The organism is Xanthomonas sp. F4, from assembly GCF_011761895.1.
Genome location: NZ_JAASQX010000007.1, coordinates 146,082 through 161,254 on the forward strand (window position 1 = coordinate 146,082; position 15,173 = coordinate 161,254).

Consider the following 15,173-nt stretch of genomic DNA (forward strand, 5'->3'; position numbering starts at 1 on the left):
GTTACTCCGCGCGCAGGCGGGCGGCGGGCAACAGCCGTGCTTGGCCGCGTCCGGTCATGGCGGCGGCACCTTGTCCAGCAGCGCCGCGACCAGGCGATCGCCGTCCCAGCCTTCGGCGGTGGCTTCGTAGCTGGGCAGCACGCGGTGGCGCAATACATCGGCGGCGACCGCGCGTACGTCGTCGGGCGTGACGAAGTCGCGTCCGGCCAGCCATGCCCGGGCGCGCGCGCAACGCTCCAGCGCGATCGAGCCGCGCGGGCTCGCGCCCCAAGCAATGCGCCGCGCCAACGCGGCGTCGTAGCCGCTGGCATCGCGCGAGGCCAGCACCAGTTCGATCAGATAGCGCTCCAGCGGCGGCGCCATGTGCAGCGCCAGCACCGCGCGTCGCGCCGCGAACACGTCGTCCAGCGGCATGCGCGGCGGCGGCGCCTCGCCCGCCTCCAGCGTCTCGCGCGCGCGTTCGCGCGCCAAGCGCAGGATCTCCGCTTCCGCTGCCGCTTCCGGATAGCCGATCCGCACGTGCATCAGGAACCGGTCCAGTTGCGCCTCCGGCAGCGGGAAGGTGCCTTCCTGCTCGATCGGGTTCTGCGTCGCCATCACCAGGAACAGCTTCGGCAGCGCATAGGTATGCCGGCCAACGGTGACCTGGCGCTCGCCCATCGCTTCGAGCAGCGCCGATTGCACCTTGGCCGGTGCACGATTGATTTCGTCGGCAAGCAGGATCGGATGGAAGATCGGCCCGGGCAGGAACTCGAAGCGGCTTTCCTGCGGACGCCACACCTCGGTGCCGGTGAGGTCGGCCGGGAGCAGGTCGGGCGTGAACTGCACGCGGGCGAAGTCGGCCTCCAGGCGTGAGGCCAGGGCGCGAATCGCCGTGGTCTTGGCCAGGCCGGGCGCGCCTTCGACCAGCAGATGGCCGTCGGCAAGCAGCGCGATCAGCAGGCGCTCCACCAGCGCCGACTGGCCGACGATGGTCTGGGACAGGCCGTCGCGCAGTGCGACGAACGCGGCGTGCAGGCGCTGCTGCTCGGGCGCGGCCAGCGGGGAATCGAGGGTCGGGGATGGAGTGTTCATTTGCGCAGTCTGACCGATCGCCGGTGAAAATGGTTCCGCGCCTGGCCGAGGCTCCAGGCCGCGAATTCAGGGTTTCCTCATCCATGGCCCCAAACGGCGACGGGAGAGGCCTGCGCCTCTCCCGTCGGAGGGTACCACCTGTATTTGCAGCTCAGGCCGGCGCGCGCTTTGCCACGTGCATCACCTTGGGGGTCACGAAGATCAGCAATTCCGCTTTGGTCTTGTTGCGACCGCGCTTCTTGAACAGATTTCCCAGGAACGGGACGTCGCCCAGGAACGGCACCTTGGAGATACTGCTGCGGTCGTTGAACTCGTAGACACCGCCGATCACCACCGTCTGCCCATCGTCGACCAGGACCGCCGTGTTGATTTCGCGCCGGTTGATTTCCGGCACGGTGCCGTAGTTCTGCAAGACCACATAGCGTTCGACTTCGTCCTTCTTGACGTTCATGTTCAAAAACACACGATTGTCGTCGGTGATGGTCGGCGTCACCTTCAGCTCCAGCAACACTTCCTTGAACTGTACGTTCGGCGTCGCCGCGGTGCCGGCGGTTCCACCAGTGATGGTGACATAGCCGATTTCCTTGCCTTGCCGGATCACCGCCTCGCGCTGGTTGGAGGTCACGATGCGCGGATTGGAAATGACTTCGCCCCGCCCTTCTTCCTGCAAAGCCGACAGCTGCAGATCCAGATTGAAGTTCTTGCCGAGCAGAGTGTAGGCGAGGCTGGGCAGGGTCTGCGCGCTGGTGAAGGTCGGGCCGCTCAGATCGACATTGAGGCCACGCGTAGTGACGCCGCCACCGACTGCGTTGCTGCCGACCGTGGCGACATTGTCCCCATAGGTCCGCGTGGCACCGATACCGAACTTGGCACCCAGGTCGCGGGCGAAGGTATCGGTTGCGATGACGATGCGACCCTCGATCAGCACCTGGTCGACCGGCCGGTCGATCACGTTGATCAACTCGCGCATCTGCGCGACCTTCTTCGGGATATCGCTGATCATCAGCGTGTTGGTGCGCTCATCGGCGACGAGGCGCCCGCGTGGCGACAGGAAGCCGTTGTCGTTCTGGCTGCTGCCGCTGCCACCCGAGCCGCCACTGCCACCACCGCCACCGCCACCGCCGATGCCCTTGGCCTCGGTCAGCGCCTTGAAGATCGCCGTGGCGCTGTGGTAGTTGATCTGCACATAGTCGGTGATCAGGTCCTCGCGGTTCTCGATCGCGATGCGCGCGTCTTCCTTGTCCTGCTCGAACTTGGCCAGTTCCTGCTGCGGCGCGACCCAGATCACCTTGCCGTCACGGCGCTTGTCCAGGCCCTTGGCGCGCAGCACGATGTCCAGCGCCTGGTCCCACGGCACGTTGACCAGGCGCAGGGTGACGCTGCCCTGCACGGTGTCGGAGGCGACGATGTTGAGATTGGACTCCTCGGCGATCAGCTGCAGCACCGTGCGCACCGGCACGTCCTGGAAGTTGAAGGTCACCGGCTTGCCGCTGTAGCCGCGCTCGGCCACCTGCGCGGCGGCCTGGCTGACCGTGGTCGCGGTAACTGCGCCCACCGCCGGCGCGGCGGCGCGCGGGGTGATCTCGACCACGTACTCATTGCCCGACTGGTAGGCCAGCGATTCGAATGCGCCATTGGTATTCAGCACCAACTGCGCGCCGCCCGCGTAGGGCTTGGCATCGATGCGCTGCACCGGAGTGGCGAAATCGGTGACGTTGAGCGGGTGCTGCAGCTCAGGCGGCAGCATGGCGTTACCGACGTCGACCACGACGTTGTTGCCCTGGGTACGCAGGTCAGGACTGGCGCCGTTGCCGTTGAAGGACAGGATCAGCCGCCCCGCACCGCCGTCGCCGCGCTTGAAGTCGATCTTCGACACCGTGAGCTTGGCCGGCGCCGCCGCGGGTGCGGCGGGCGTGACAGCAGGCGCGGCGGCCGGCGCCGCGCTGGCGACGACCGCATTCCCGAGCAGTGCCGCCAACCCCAACGCGCATAGCCGCATCGTCGCATGACGCCGGATGGGGCGCAGGCTCAGGGCTTTGGAAAAAGTCATCGTGCTATCCCCATAATCAATCATTGATCGTCCAGCGCGACGGAGGCGGGACGTTCCAACCAGCCGCCGGCGCCATCCGGCACCAGTTCAATCAAATCGATGCGATCCTCGTGCACCCCGGTCACGCGGCCATCGCTCTGCCCCATGTACACGCCCGGACGCACGCGGTAGGTCACCTTGTCCGGCGCCATCACCAGCGCGACCTGACCCGCGCCGCTACCCAGCGTGCCGACCATGTTGAGGCTGTCCAGCGGGAACTGCTCCAGCGGTTCCTTGCGGCGGTTCGGATCCGGGCGCAGACCGCTGCTGCCATCGGGATTGGCCCAGGCATCGCTGAACGGATCGCGCAGGCCCTGCGCCGCATATTCGAAGGTCTCGAACTGCTGCATCACCGGCAACGGCTCCAGCGGCTGCGCCGGTCGCGCGCGCACTTCCTTCACCCAGTTCTCCAGGTTCGGCGCATCGCCCGGCGTGCTGGTGATGGTGCGGCCGCACGCGCCAAGCACCAGCGCCAACGCGCCCGCAACGAGCATCCTGACCATCCGCTGCTGCCGGCTCATGCGCCACCGCCTTGCTTGCCCGCCTTCTTGGCGGCCTGCTCCTGCTCTTCCATTTCCTTGTCGTCCAGGTAGCGATAGGTCTTGACCGTACCGGACAGTTCCAGCTCGCCGCGCGCGGTGATGCCGTTGCTCTTGTCGCGCGGTTTCAGGTTGATGTCGTGCATGGTCAGGATCACCACCCGTGGCAGCGACGCCACGCCGCTGACGAAGGCGCCGAACTGGTGGTAGCTGCCGACCATGCGCAAGGCGATCGGCTTCTCCGCGTAGAACTCCTTCGGCGACTCCGGACCCGGCTGGAACAACTCGTTGGTCAGGCCGCTGGACAGCGCGGTCTGCGAGATGTCGATGATCAGGTCGGGCATCTCGGTCTTGCTCGGCAGCTGTCGCAGCATCTGCTGCAGCACCTGCTCCATCTGCACCAGTTGCTGCTTGAGCGGCTGCAGGTTGACCGCACGGCTCTGCTCCTTCTCGAAGGAGGCGCGCAACTCGGTTTCCTTCTGTTCCAACGCCTGCAGCTCGTCGCTCTTGCTGCTGATCAGCAGGAACCAGGACAGGATCAGGATGAACAGCGTCACCAGCACGCAGAACACGATCTTGGCCTGCTGCGGCCAGTTGCCGATGTTGTTGAAATCCAGCTCTTTGATGTTGAATTTCTTGCTCATGACGCCGGTCCCTGTTGCGCTGGCTTGGCGGCGGGTGCCGGCGGAGTGGCCGGGGCCGGGGCGGCAGCGCTGCCGGGGGCAGGTACGGCCGCAGGTGCTGCGCCTGGTGCCTGCGCAGGCATCGACGTGCCAGGCGTGCCGCCCGCGGGGGCTGCGCCAGGGGTTGCGGGCGTGGCGGCACCGCCCGGCGCCGTGCCGGCGGCCGCCGGATCGGTGCTCTCGCCCGGCACCGGCAGCTTGACCCGCAGCGTGAACACGTACGGCAGCGCCTTGGTGTCGAGGATCGGGCCCTTGGCTTCCTTCTCCTGGGCCTTGGCCTCGATCACCGTCAGCTCCGGATTGGTCATCCAGCCCGAGCCTTCGAGGTTGCGCATGTAGGTACTGACTCGCGCGTTGGACTGCGAGCGACCTTCCAGGGTCAGCATGTCGCCTTCCTGCTTCACCGAGGTCAGCACCACCCCGTCGGGGATGGTCCGCACCAGCGAGTCGAACAGATGCACCATCTGCGAGCGCTTGGCCTGCAGTTCCTCGATGACCTGCTTGCGCGCCAGCAGCCGCCGCTTCTTCTCGTCGAGGGTGTCGATTTCCTTGTTCTGCGCCTGGACCTTCTCGATCTCGGTCTGCAGATACGCGTTGCGCTCGTTCTGGCCGCTGATCTGCAGGTCGTAGTAGAACCAGATCAGTCCGGCCAGCAGCACCCCGGCGAATGCGGCCAGGCCCAGCATCGAGTAGAACTCGCGTTCGCGCTGCTTGCGCCGTTCCGCCCGCCAGGGCAGCAGATTGATCTTCGCCATCAGTCGAAGCTCCTCAGCGCCAGGCCGGTGGCGATCATCAGCGCCGGCGCATCCTGGGCCAGCGCGTGCGCCTGGACCTTCGGCCCCAGGGTCATCTGCGCCAACGGATTGGCGACCACCGTGGCCACGCCGAGTTGCTCCTCCACCATCTCCGGCAACCCGGCCAGGGCGGCGCAGCCGCCGGCCAGGACGATGTGGTCGACCCGGTTGAATTCGCTGCCGGCGTAGAAGAACTGCAGCAGGCGGCTGATCTGCTGCACCGTGGCTTCCTTGAACGGTTCCAGCACCTCGACCTCGTAGCTCTCCGGCAGCCCGCCCTGGCGCTTGGCCATGCCGGCTTCCTCGTAGGTGAGCCCGTAGCGGCGCATCACTTCGTCGGTCAGCTGCTTGCCGCCGAACACCTGCTCGCGGCTGTACAGGCTACGCCCGCCGCGCAGGACGTTGAGGGTGGTCATGGTGGCGCCGATATCGACCAGGGCGACGATGCCGTCGGCGGCCACCGGCAACTCGCTGGCCACCAGCGCGAAGGCGTTCTCGACCGCGAAGGCCTCCACGTCCATCACCTTGGCCACCAGGCCGCCCAGTTCCAGGGCCGACTGGCGCAGTTCCACGTTCTCCGAGCGCGAGGCGGCCAGCAGCACCTGCACCATCTCGGGGTTGTTGGGGATGACGCCCAGCACCTCGAAATCCAGGTTCACTTCGTCGATCGGGTACGGGATGTAGTTCACTGCCTCCAGCTCGACCTGGGCTTCCAGTTCGCTCTCGTCCAGCTCGGCCGGCATCGGGATCACCTTGGTGATCACCGCCGAACCGGCCACGGCGGCCGCGGCATGCTTGGCGCGGGTGCCGGAACGGGTCACGGCGCGGCGGATCGCCTCGCCCACCGCCTCGACCTCGACGATGTTCTTTTCGACCACGGCATTGGGCGGCAAGGGTTCGACGGCGTAATGCTCGACACGGAACCGGTTGCCGTTACGCGAAAGCTGCAGCAGCTTGACCGCAGTCGAGCTGATGTCGATGCCGATCAGCGGTTGCTGACTCTTTGGGATAAGCCCCACGGATTTTCCCCTGCCGGCGGGCACTTGGACGCCAATGTTGCGCCAGCGCATTAATAACAAATTTTTTGCAATTGGCAACCGCCCGGTTGCATGCCGCGATCCGTGTCACGGCACGACCTGCGGCAGCAAACCCGTCGCATCCCCGGAACCGGCCCCAGCCGTTCCCCGGCGTACTCTATACTCTGCGCCCAAGAAATCTGCAATCGGAATCTCTCGCGATGCCCCGTTTTCGTCGTTGGCTGCGCTGGGCGCTGGTCATGTTGCTCCTCCTTGGCCTGGTCGGCGCCGCCGTGGCAGGCGGGCTCTACTACGTCGTCTCCTCCAAGCTCCCGGACGTGCAGACCCTGCGCAAGGTCGAACTGCAGGAGCCCATGTACGTCTACTCCAGCGACGGCAAGCTGATGGCGCTGTTCGGCGAGACCCGGCGCTACCCCATCACCATGAAGGACGTGCCGGAGCGGCTCAAGCAAGCCTTCCTTGCCACCGAGGACGCCCGCTTCTACGAGCACGGCGGGGTCGACTACAAGGGCATCGCCCGCGCGGTGTGGCTGCTGGCCACCACCAACGACAAGCGCGTGCCGGGCGGCTCCACCATCACCCAGCAGGTCGCCCGCCAGTTCTTCCTGAGCTCGGAATACAGCTACACCCGCAAGCTGGCGGAAATCCTGCTGGCGCGCAAGATCGAGGCCGAGCTGACCAAGGACCAGATCTTCGAGCTGTACCTCAACAAGAGTTTCTTCGGCAACCGCGCCTACGGCATCGCCGCCGCCGCCGAGTACTACTACGGCAAGAAGCTCAACGAGCTGAGCCTGGACGAGATGGCCTCGTTGGCCGGCATCCCCAAGTTCCCCTCCAGCGGCAACCCGATCAGCAACCCGGAGCGCGCCAAGCAGCGCCGCGACAACTATGTACTCAGCCGCATGGCCGCCCTGGGCTTCATCACCCCGGCCGAGGCCGAGGCGGCCAAGGCGGTGCCGATGCACGCCGCGCCGCACGAGCGCCCGGTCGAGGTCGAGGCCCCGTACGTCGCCGAACTGGTGCGCCAGGAGATGATCGCGCGCTTCGGCGGCGACGTGCTGGACAAGGGCTACCACGTCTACACCAGCATCGATTCGACCCTGCAGACCGCCGCCAACCATGCGGTGCGCCAGGGCCTGGTCGTCTATGACCGCCGCCACGGCTGGCATGGCGTCGAGAAGCATTTCGACCTGCCCGCCAGCGCCGATGCGGCCGCGCTGGCCAGCCACCTGAGCGGCGTCTACGCGCAGGGCGGGATGCTGCCGAGCATCGTCGCCAGCACCGGCAGCGACGGCAGCGCCACCGTGGTGCTCGCCAACAAGACCGAGCTGGTGCTGCCGGTGGCCGCCAGCCGCTGGACCGGGCGCAGCCCGGCCACCCTGCTCAAGCGCGGCGACCTGGTGCGCATCCAGGCCGGCGACAAGCCGGGCGAATGGGAGATCACCCAGATCCCGCGCGGCCAGGCCGCGCTGGTCTCGCTGGACGCCCACAACGGCGCGCTGCGCGCCATGGTCGGCGGCTTCAGCTATGCCGGCAACAAGTTCAACCGCGCCACCCAGGCGCGCCGCCAGCCCGGCTCCAGCTTCAAGCCGTTCCTGTACGCGGCCTCGTTCGATAAGGGCTTCAACCCGGCCTCGATCGTGCTCGACGCGCCGGTGGTGTTCCGCGACCGCCGCGGCAAGACCTGGTCGCCGCAGAACGACGGCGGCGGCTTCCGCGGCCCGATGCGCCTGCGCGAGGCGCTGGTGCAGTCGCGCAACCTGGTCTCGGTGCGCCTGCTGGACGCCATCGGCGTGGACTTCGCGCGCAAGTACATCAGCCAGTTCGGCTTCCAGGAAGCCGAACTGCCGCCGAACCTGTCGATGTCGCTGGGTACCGCTTCGCTGACTCCGCTGTCGGTGGCGCGCGGTTACACCGTGTTCGCCAACGGCGGCTCGCTGGTCGACACCTGGATCATCGACAAGGTCACCGACCGCGACGGCAATGTCCTGTTCCAGGAGCACCCGCTGACTGCCTGCCGCAGCTGCGGCAGCGTCGGCGGCAACGCGGCGCCGGTCAGCCAGGTGGTCGACGGCTTCAACTTCGGCGCGGCCACGCCGCCGGCGGCGGCCAAACCGGCCGCGACCACCGCGCAAGCCGCGGACGAAAAGGCCCCGGCCACCGATCCCGAGGCCAAGGTGGCGCCGCGCGCCATCGACGAGCGCACCGCCTATCAATTGGTGTCGATGATGCGCGACGTGGTCCAGCGCGGCACCGGCGCCGCGGCCAAGGTGCTCGGTCGCGAGGACGTGGGCGGCAAGACCGGCTCCACCAACGACCACCGCGACGCCTGGTTCTCCGGCTTCGGCGGCCCCTACGTGACCACGGTGTGGGTCGGCCGCGACGACTACCGCTCGCTCGGCTACCGCGAGTACGGCGGCAAGGCCGCGCTGCCGATCTGGATCGACTACATGCGGGTCGCGCTGAAGGACCAGCCGATCGCCCGCAACGATCCGCCGGGCGGCATGGTCCAGGTCAGCCTCAACGGCGCCACGGAATGGGTCAAGACCGAGGACATGGACCGCATCCAGCAGTTCGACGAAAGCCTGCAGGACCAGAAGACCGACGACGCCGCGTTCGACATCTTCTGATCACTCCGCTTCCCCCGCCCCCGGCGCTCGCCGGGGGCACGTCCGCCGGGCGCGCCTCGCCCGGCGGACACTGGCTCACGCGAAACCGCCGCTACACCTGAATTTCGCAAGGCTGCGGTACAGTCGGGGCAGGCTTTGAGGGGAGGCGCACCATGCACCACGCTCGGCAACATGCCCGGACCCGCACGCACGAACGCCGTCGCCGACTGGCGCACGAAGCCGCCCGGCTGATGGCTGAAGGCGGCATCCGCGATTTCCACCAGGCCAAGCTCAAGGCCGCCGAGCGGCTCGGCATCCACGACGACGCCTCGCTGCCGCGCAACAGCGAGATCGAGGACGCGCTGCGCGAGTACCAGCGGCTGTTCGCCGGTCCGGACCATGCCGGCGAACTGCGAAGGCGGCGCGAGGCGGCGCTGCGCGCGATGGACTTCCTGCATGCGTTCGCGCCACGCCTGGCCGGACCGGTGCACGACGGCACCGCCGATGCCAACAGCCCGGTGCAACTGCACCTGCACAGCGACGACGCCGAGGCGGTGGCGCGCTTCCTCGAAGAACACCGGATCCCGGCCGAGCTGCGCAGCCGCCGCCTGCGCCTGGACCGCGAGCGCAGCGAGGACTTCCCGGTGTGGCTGTTCGCCGCCGAGGAACTGACCTTCGACCTGACCGTACTGCCCTACGACGCGCTGCGCCAGGCGCCGCTGTCGCAGGTGGACGAGAAGCCGATGCGGCGCGCCTCGATGCCGCAACTGCGGCAACTGCTGACCGAGCAGGACATCGCCGCCTACCAGGACGGCTGAGCGCACCACCATTCCGCGTCGTGGATGCGACGGGCGCCGCACGATCGCGCGGGCGCCCGTATTCCGGCTCGCCGCGCACGCGACGAGGCACCTGCCACTTCCCTTCCCCGCTTCACCCGCCACAAACGAAAAACGCCCCGCGAGGCGGGGCGTTCCGGACAGCCTTGCGGCGATCGATCAGCGCTTGTCGGCGTTGGTGTAGTCGCGCTTGTCGTAGCCGGTGTAGATCTGGCGCGGACGGCCGATCTTCATTTCCGGGTCGACCTGCTGCTCCAGCCAGTGCGAGACCCAGCCGGCGGTACGGGCGATGGCGAACATCACGGTGAACATCTCCACCGGAATGTTCAGCGCCTTGTAGATGATGCCCGAGTAGAAGTCGACGTTCGGGTACAGCTTGCGCTGCACGAAGTAGTCGTCCTTCAACGCGGCCTCTTCCAGCTTCAGCGCAACTTCCAGCAGCGGGTCGTTGACGCCCAGCTCGCCCAGCACCTTGTGGGTCATCTCGCGGATGATCTTCGCGCGCGGGTCGAAGTTCTTGTACACGCGGTGGCCGAAGCCCATCAGGCGGAAGCTCGAGTTCTTGTCCTTGGCCTTGGCCACGGCGCTCTCGACGTTGTCGGCGGTGCCGATCTCTTCCAGCATCTTCAGCACGGCTTCGTTGGCGCCGCCATGCGCCGGGCCCCACAGCGCGGTGATGCCCGCGGCGACCGAGGCGTACGGGTTGGCGCCGGTGGAACCGACCAGGCGCACGGTCGAGGTCGAAGCGTTCTGCTCGTGGTCGGCGTGCAGGATGAACAGCAGGTCCAGGGCCTTGGCCACGACCGGGTTCATCTCCAGCTGCTCGCTCGGCACCTCGAACATCATGTGCAGGAAGCGCTCGACGTAGCCGAGGTTGTTGCGCGGATAGCGGATCGGCCAGCCGATCGAGTAGCGATAGGCAGCGGCGGCGATCGTCGGCACCTTGGCGATCAGGCGGATGGCGGCCAGGCGGCGCTGCTCCGGATCGTTGAGGTCGAGGGTGTCGTGGTAGAACGCCGACAGCGAGGCCACGGTACCGGCCATCATCGCCATCGGGTGCGCGTCGTGGCGGAAGCCGCCGAGGAAGTTCTTCAGCGACTCGTGCATCATCGTGTGATGCGTCACTTCGTGGTCGAACTTCTTGAATTCGTCGGCGGTGGGCAGCTCGCCGTTCATCAGCAGGTAGGCCACTTCGAGGAAGTTGGACTTCTCGGCCAGCTGCTCGATCGGGTAGCCGCGGTACAGCAGCACGCCGTTGTCGCCGTCGATGTAGGTGATCGCCGACTTGCAGCTGGCGGTCGCGGTGAAGCCCGAGTCGTAGGTGAAGAGACCGGTCTCCTTGGTCAACTTGGAAATGTCGACGCAATCGTTGCCCAGGGTGGGCTTGAGTACCGGAAGAACGACCGACGTGTCGCCGGCGTTCAACGTGACCTGATCAAGATCGGACACAGTGTGCGCTCCTCGATGGAAGGCGCCTGTCCGATTACGTTGCGAACAGACGCGTGAAGGAAGTCCACGGCAATCGCCACGGATCGCGCCATTATCGCACAGCAGCATTTGCGCCGTCGCTCACCGCTCATGCCGCACGATGGCGGCAGGAAAGCGACACAGCGTTGCATCCTCGCCGCACTTTCACGGAAGGATGACACCGGCGCATCACACCGGGAGGAGATCGCAGATAGCAAAACGGCCGCGCAAGCGGCCGTCGCTTTACATCCGTTCGACGGTTTCGATCAGCGCGCGTAGCGCTTCTGGAACTTGTCGATGCGGCCGCTGGTGTCGATGACCTTGTGCTTGCCCGTATAGAACGGATGCGAAGCCGAGGAAATTTCGACCTTGATCAGCGGATACTCTTCGCCGTCCTCCCACTTGACCGTCTCTTTCGAGGACATGGTCGAACGGGTCAGGATCTTGAAATCGGAGGTGACATCGTGGAACACGACGTCGCGGTACTGGGGATGGATGTCGGCCTTCATGGGCTCGCACCGTAGGTGGCTGCTGGACAAGAGGGAAACTATAACAGCCCTCCTGCCCTGCACGCAACGTTTACGTGATGGCACGTGAAGTGACGGCTCACGAGGCCGCCGCCCTACCAATGGGTCCCGCCCGGACTCGGGCGGGACCGGCAGGCTTAGCCGGCACCGACCGCCGTGCGGGCCAGATCCAGGAACCGTGCATGGTCGTAGCGGATAAGCATGGTCGCGTTGTCCGGCAGGCCCAACTGGCGGTTCCAGTCGACCAGGGTGGCGCCGCGGGTGTGCACCCCGGACAGCTCGATCTGCATCGGGCGCGACTGCACCTCCTGCGCACCGTCGGGCTGCAGCGCCCAGGCCATCGCCAGCGCGTCGGCGGCATACCAGTGCTCGCCACGCGCGTCTTCCGACCACAGCCGGGTCTTGCGCGAGATCAGCTCGTAGAAGCGCGCCTTCGGCGCATCCACCGCCAACCACTGCTCGACCTCGCGGTGCGGCAGGCCGTGCGCCACGGTCGCCTCCCAATCGGCGACCTCGATGTGCGGGAACGCCTTGAACACGATGTGCGCCGCCTCCGGATCGAAGGCGATGTTGAATTCCGCGGCCGGGGTGATGTTGCCGTGGCAGGTGATCGCCCCGCCCATCACCAGGAAGCGGCCGACGCGCTGCGGCAGGGTCGGATCCAGCTTCAGCGCCAGCGCGATGTTGGTCAGCGGCCCCAGCGCGACCAGCAGCAGGCGCCCGGCGTACTGGTGCGACAGGCGCAGGATCGCCAGCGCGGCATGCTCGGCCTCGGCGCCGCGTGCGGCCGGCGGCAGGTCGACGTCGCCGAAGCCGTCCTGGCCGTGCACGTGCCCAGCGTCCACCGACGGATGCAGCAGCGGATCGGCGCAGCCGGCGAACACCGGCACATCCTCTCGCCCGGCCACTTCGCACAGTTTCAGCGCATTGCGCACGGTGTGGCGCAGCCCGACGTTGCCGGCGGCGATGGTCAGCCCGACCACCTCATGGCGCGGATCGGCGAACGCCATCAGTAGCGCCAGCGCATCGTCCACGCCGGGGTCGGTATCGATCAACAGGGGAATCTTGTCGCTCATGCGTCGCTTCGCTCGTCCATTCGGTCGCCGAGTCTGGCACCGCGGCGCAGGCATGGGAAGGATTGGGGAGTCGGGATGACCAGCCATTCGGCTGTTGAAAGCGGAGATTCGCAAAAGCGGCATCGCCACGTCTTCGTTCGAAGGGGCGGCTTTAGCCGCGATCGGGTCTCCTGGTAACGCCCGGTGGCGGCCGAAGCCGCTTCCTACAACAGCAGGCGGACGGCCGCTTCTAACGAATCCCCGCTTTCAACAGCCGAATGGCTGGTCATCCCGAATGCCGAATCCCGGCCGTTCAGGCCCCAGCGAACCGCACCGCCCCACCGACCCAGCGCGCGACGATGCGGTCGGCCAGGACCGGCGCCTCCTCCAGCAGCCGGTCGGCCAGGGCATGCACGCGCGGCAGCAGGCCGGCGTCGCGGGCCAGGTCGGCCACGCGGAACGCGGCCAGGCCGGTCTGGCGGGTGCCGAGCAGTTCGCCCGGGCCGCGCAGTTCCAGATCCTTCTCGGCGATGACGAAGCCGTCGTTGGTCTGGCGCATGGTTTCCAGGCGCTGCCGCGCCATCGCCGACAGCGGCGCCTGGTACATCAGCACGCAGCTCGACGCCGCCGCGCCGCGCCCGACCCGGCCGCGCAACTGGTGCAGCTGCGCCAGGCCCAGGCGTTCGGCGTTCTCGATGATCATCAGCGAGGCGTTGGGCACGTCCACGCCGACCTCGATGACGGTGGTGGCGACCAGCAGGTCGATCTCGCCCTGCTTGAACGCGCGCATCGCCGCCTGCTTCTCGGCCGGCTTCATGCGTCCGTGCACCAGGCCCACACGCAGCTCCGGCAATTGTGCCGACAGCGCCTCGAAAGTGGCCTGCGCGGCGCTGGCCTCGAGCCGGTTGCCGGCGCCGGCCTGCGCGGACTTCTCGCTGTCCTCGGCCTCTTCGATCAGGGTGCAGACCCAGTAGGCCTGGCGGCCTTCGGCGCAGGCCACGCGGATGCGCTGCACCAGCTCGGGGCGGCGCTCGGCATTGAGCACGATGGTCTGCACCGGGGTGCGCCCCGGCGGCAGTTCGTCGATGGAGGAGACGTCCAGATCGGCATACGCGGCCATTGCCAGCGTGCGCGGGATCGGCGTGGCGGTCATCACCAGCTGGTGCGGCACGCCCGCGCCGGAGGCGCCCTTGTCGCGTAGCGCCAGGCGCTGGTGCACGCCGAAGCGGTGCTGCTCGTCGACGATGGCCAGCGCCAGGTCGTGGAAGCGCACCGCCTCCTGCATCAGTGCATGCGTGCCGACCACCACCTGCGCCTCGCCCGAGGCGATCTGCGCCAGGGTCGCGCTACGCGCCTTGCCGGTGACCTTGCCGGCCAGCCAGGCCACGCGCACGCCCAGCGGCTCCAGCCAACCGCGCAGGTTGGCCAGATGCTGTTCGGCGAGCAGTTCGGTCGGCGCCGCCAGCGCCGCCTGCTTGCGCTTGTCCACCGCCAGCATCGCCGCCAGCGCGGCGACGACGGTCTTGCCGCTGCCGACGTCGCCCTGCACCAGCCGCAGCATCGGCGCCGGCCGCTCCAGGTCGGCGCGGATCTGCGCGAACACACGCTGCTGTGCACCGGTCAGTCGGAACGGCAGCGACTGCTGCAGGCGCTTGGCCAGCAGCCCGCGGCCGCGCAGCGACGGCGCCGGCTGGCATTGCATGGCGATGCGCTGGCGACGCAGGCTCAGGTGATGCGCGAGCAGTTCCTCCAGCGCCAGGCGCTGCTGCGCCGGATGCAGACCAGCGGCGAGCGCAGCCAGATCGGCCTGCGGCGGCGGCCGGTGCGCGACCAGCAGCGCGCTGCGCAGCGACGGCAGGCCGAGTTCGGCCAGCAGCGAGGCCGGCAGCAATTCCAGCGCTGCTTCTTCCGGCAACCGGTCCAGCGCCTGGCCGATCAACCGGCGCACGGTCGCCGGGCCGACGCCCTCCACCGCCGGGTACACCGGATCCAGGCGATCGCCCAGCGCCGCGTCATCGTCCTCGCCGAGGATCTGATAGCTGGGATGCACGAATTCCAGCCCGTGCTGGCCCGGCTTGGGCGTGCCGAAGGCGCGCAAGCGCGCGCCCACCGCGAACTGCGCGGCCTGCGCGGCACGGAACTGGAAGAAACGCAGCACCAGGGTGCCGCGCGAATCGTCGGCCACCGCCACGCGCAGCATCGGCCGGTAGCGGAAGCCGCGGTCCACCGCCTGCACCCGCCCTTCGATCTGCGCGGGCACACCCGGCTGCAGCGCCGCCACGGTGGTCAGGCGGGTGCGATCCTCATAGCGCAGCGGCAGGTGCAGCCACAGGTCCTGCAGCGTGGACAGGCCGCGCGCGGCGAATTTCTCCGCCAGCTTGGGACCGACGCCGGGCAGCGTGGTCAGTGGCACCTCGCCTGCCGCCGACAAGGCCGGCGCCGGAACCTGCACGCGCGGCACGG

General features: G+C 67.8%; 12 protein-coding genes. 2 read left to right on the forward strand and 10 right to left on the reverse strand.

Annotation, left to right across the window (positions count from 1 at the left end):
• Positions 1–54: 54 nt before the first annotated feature.
• From FHR66_RS18620 to FHR66_RS18645, 6 genes are all read right to left on the reverse strand, one after another.
• Positions 55–1,074, reverse strand: a complete 1,020-nt coding sequence (locus tag FHR66_RS18620; protein WP_160965393.1) for an AAA family ATPase — start codon at positions 1,072–1,074, stop codon at positions 55–57.
• A gap of 151 nt (positions 1,075–1,225) precedes the next feature.
• Complete coding sequence (locus FHR66_RS18625) at positions 1,226–3,124, reverse strand: type IV pilus secretin PilQ (RefSeq protein WP_160965392.1); 1,899 nt, start codon at positions 3,122–3,124, stop codon at positions 1,226–1,228.
• A 20-nt stretch (positions 3,125–3,144) separates the two neighbouring features.
• On the reverse strand, positions 3,145–3,666 hold the full coding sequence (locus tag FHR66_RS18630; protein WP_425612943.1) for a pilus assembly protein PilP: 522 nt from the start codon (positions 3,664–3,666) through the stop codon (positions 3,145–3,147).
• 14 nt (positions 3,667–3,680) lie between these two features.
• Entirely contained in the window at positions 3,681–4,346 is a 666-nt protein-coding gene (locus FHR66_RS18635) for a type IV pilus inner membrane component PilO (RefSeq protein WP_160965390.1), read from the reverse strand.
• Complete coding sequence (locus FHR66_RS18640; RefSeq protein ID WP_160965389.1) at positions 4,343–5,140, reverse strand: PilN domain-containing protein; 798 nt, start codon at positions 5,138–5,140, stop codon at positions 4,343–4,345. Before FHR66_RS18640 ends, FHR66_RS18635 begins: the two co-directional genes overlap by 4 nt.
• Positions 5,140–6,198 (reverse strand): pilus assembly protein PilM, encoded by a 1,059-nt coding sequence (locus FHR66_RS18645; protein WP_017908825.1) that lies wholly within the window; start codon positions 6,196–6,198, stop codon positions 5,140–5,142. The genes FHR66_RS18640 and FHR66_RS18645 overlap by 1 nt, the downstream gene beginning before the upstream one ends.
• A gap of 218 nt (positions 6,199–6,416) precedes the next feature.
• On the opposite strand from FHR66_RS18645, the gene FHR66_RS18650 reads away from it, so the two are divergent.
• Together FHR66_RS18650 and FHR66_RS18655 are read left to right on the forward strand one after the other, a co-directional pair.
• Positions 6,417–8,846 (forward strand): penicillin-binding protein 1A, encoded by a 2,430-nt coding sequence (locus tag FHR66_RS18650; RefSeq protein WP_160965388.1) that lies wholly within the window; start codon positions 6,417–6,419, stop codon positions 8,844–8,846.
• 152 nt (positions 8,847–8,998) lie between these two features.
• Positions 8,999–9,643: a hypothetical protein gene (locus tag FHR66_RS18655; RefSeq protein ID WP_160965387.1), complete on the forward strand. Its 645-nt coding sequence runs from the start codon at positions 8,999–9,001 to the stop codon at positions 9,641–9,643.
• 177 nt (positions 9,644–9,820) lie between these two features.
• On the opposite strand, the gene FHR66_RS18660 is transcribed toward FHR66_RS18655, so the two are convergent.
• The 4 genes from FHR66_RS18660 to recG form a co-directional block, all read right to left on the reverse strand.
• Positions 9,821–11,110, reverse strand: a complete 1,290-nt coding sequence (locus FHR66_RS18660; protein WP_160965386.1) for a citrate synthase — start codon at positions 11,108–11,110, stop codon at positions 9,821–9,823.
• A 284-nt stretch (positions 11,111–11,394) separates the two neighbouring features.
• Positions 11,395–11,637 (reverse strand): type B 50S ribosomal protein L31, encoded by a 243-nt coding sequence (locus FHR66_RS18665; RefSeq protein ID WP_010341537.1) that lies wholly within the window; start codon positions 11,635–11,637, stop codon positions 11,395–11,397.
• Between the two features lie 155 nt (positions 11,638–11,792).
• The gene (locus FHR66_RS18670) at positions 11,793–12,731 is read right to left on the reverse strand and encodes a nucleoside hydrolase (protein WP_160965384.1); all 939 of its coding nucleotides are present in this window, start codon (positions 12,729–12,731) and stop codon (positions 11,793–11,795) included.
• A gap of 292 nt (positions 12,732–13,023) precedes the next feature.
• Entirely contained in the window at positions 13,024–15,171 is a 2,148-nt protein-coding gene (gene recG, locus FHR66_RS18675) for an ATP-dependent DNA helicase RecG (protein ID WP_167088022.1), read from the reverse strand.
• Positions 15,172–15,173 lie beyond the last annotated feature (2 nt).

Coding starts and splice junctions, on each gene's coding strand:
- FHR66_RS18665 (WP_010341537.1), bottom strand. CDS start 11,637: ATGAAGGCCGACATCCATCCCCAGTACCGCGACGTCGTGTTCCACGAT.
- FHR66_RS18630 (WP_425612943.1), bottom strand. CDS start 3,666: ATGGTCAGGATGCTCGTTGCGGGCGCGTTGGCGCTGGTGCTTGGCGCG.
- FHR66_RS18620 (WP_160965393.1), bottom strand. CDS start 1,074: ATGAACACTCCATCCCCGACCCTCGATTCCCCGCTGGCCGCGCCCGAG.
- FHR66_RS18640 (WP_160965389.1), bottom strand. CDS start 5,140: ATGGCGAAGATCAATCTGCTGCCCTGGCGGGCGGAACGGCGCAAGCAG.
- FHR66_RS18635 (WP_160965390.1), bottom strand. CDS start 4,346: ATGAGCAAGAAATTCAACATCAAAGAGCTGGATTTCAACAACATCGGC.
- FHR66_RS18625 (WP_160965392.1), bottom strand. CDS start 3,124: ATGACTTTTTCCAAAGCCCTGAGCCTGCGCCCCATCCGGCGTCATGCG.
- FHR66_RS18650 (WP_160965388.1), top strand. CDS start 6,417: ATGCCCCGTTTTCGTCGTTGGCTGCGCTGGGCGCTGGTCATGTTGCTC.
- FHR66_RS18655 (WP_160965387.1), top strand. CDS start 8,999: ATGCACCACGCTCGGCAACATGCCCGGACCCGCACGCACGAACGCCGT.
- FHR66_RS18670 (WP_160965384.1), bottom strand. CDS start 12,731: ATGAGCGACAAGATTCCCCTGTTGATCGATACCGACCCCGGCGTGGAC.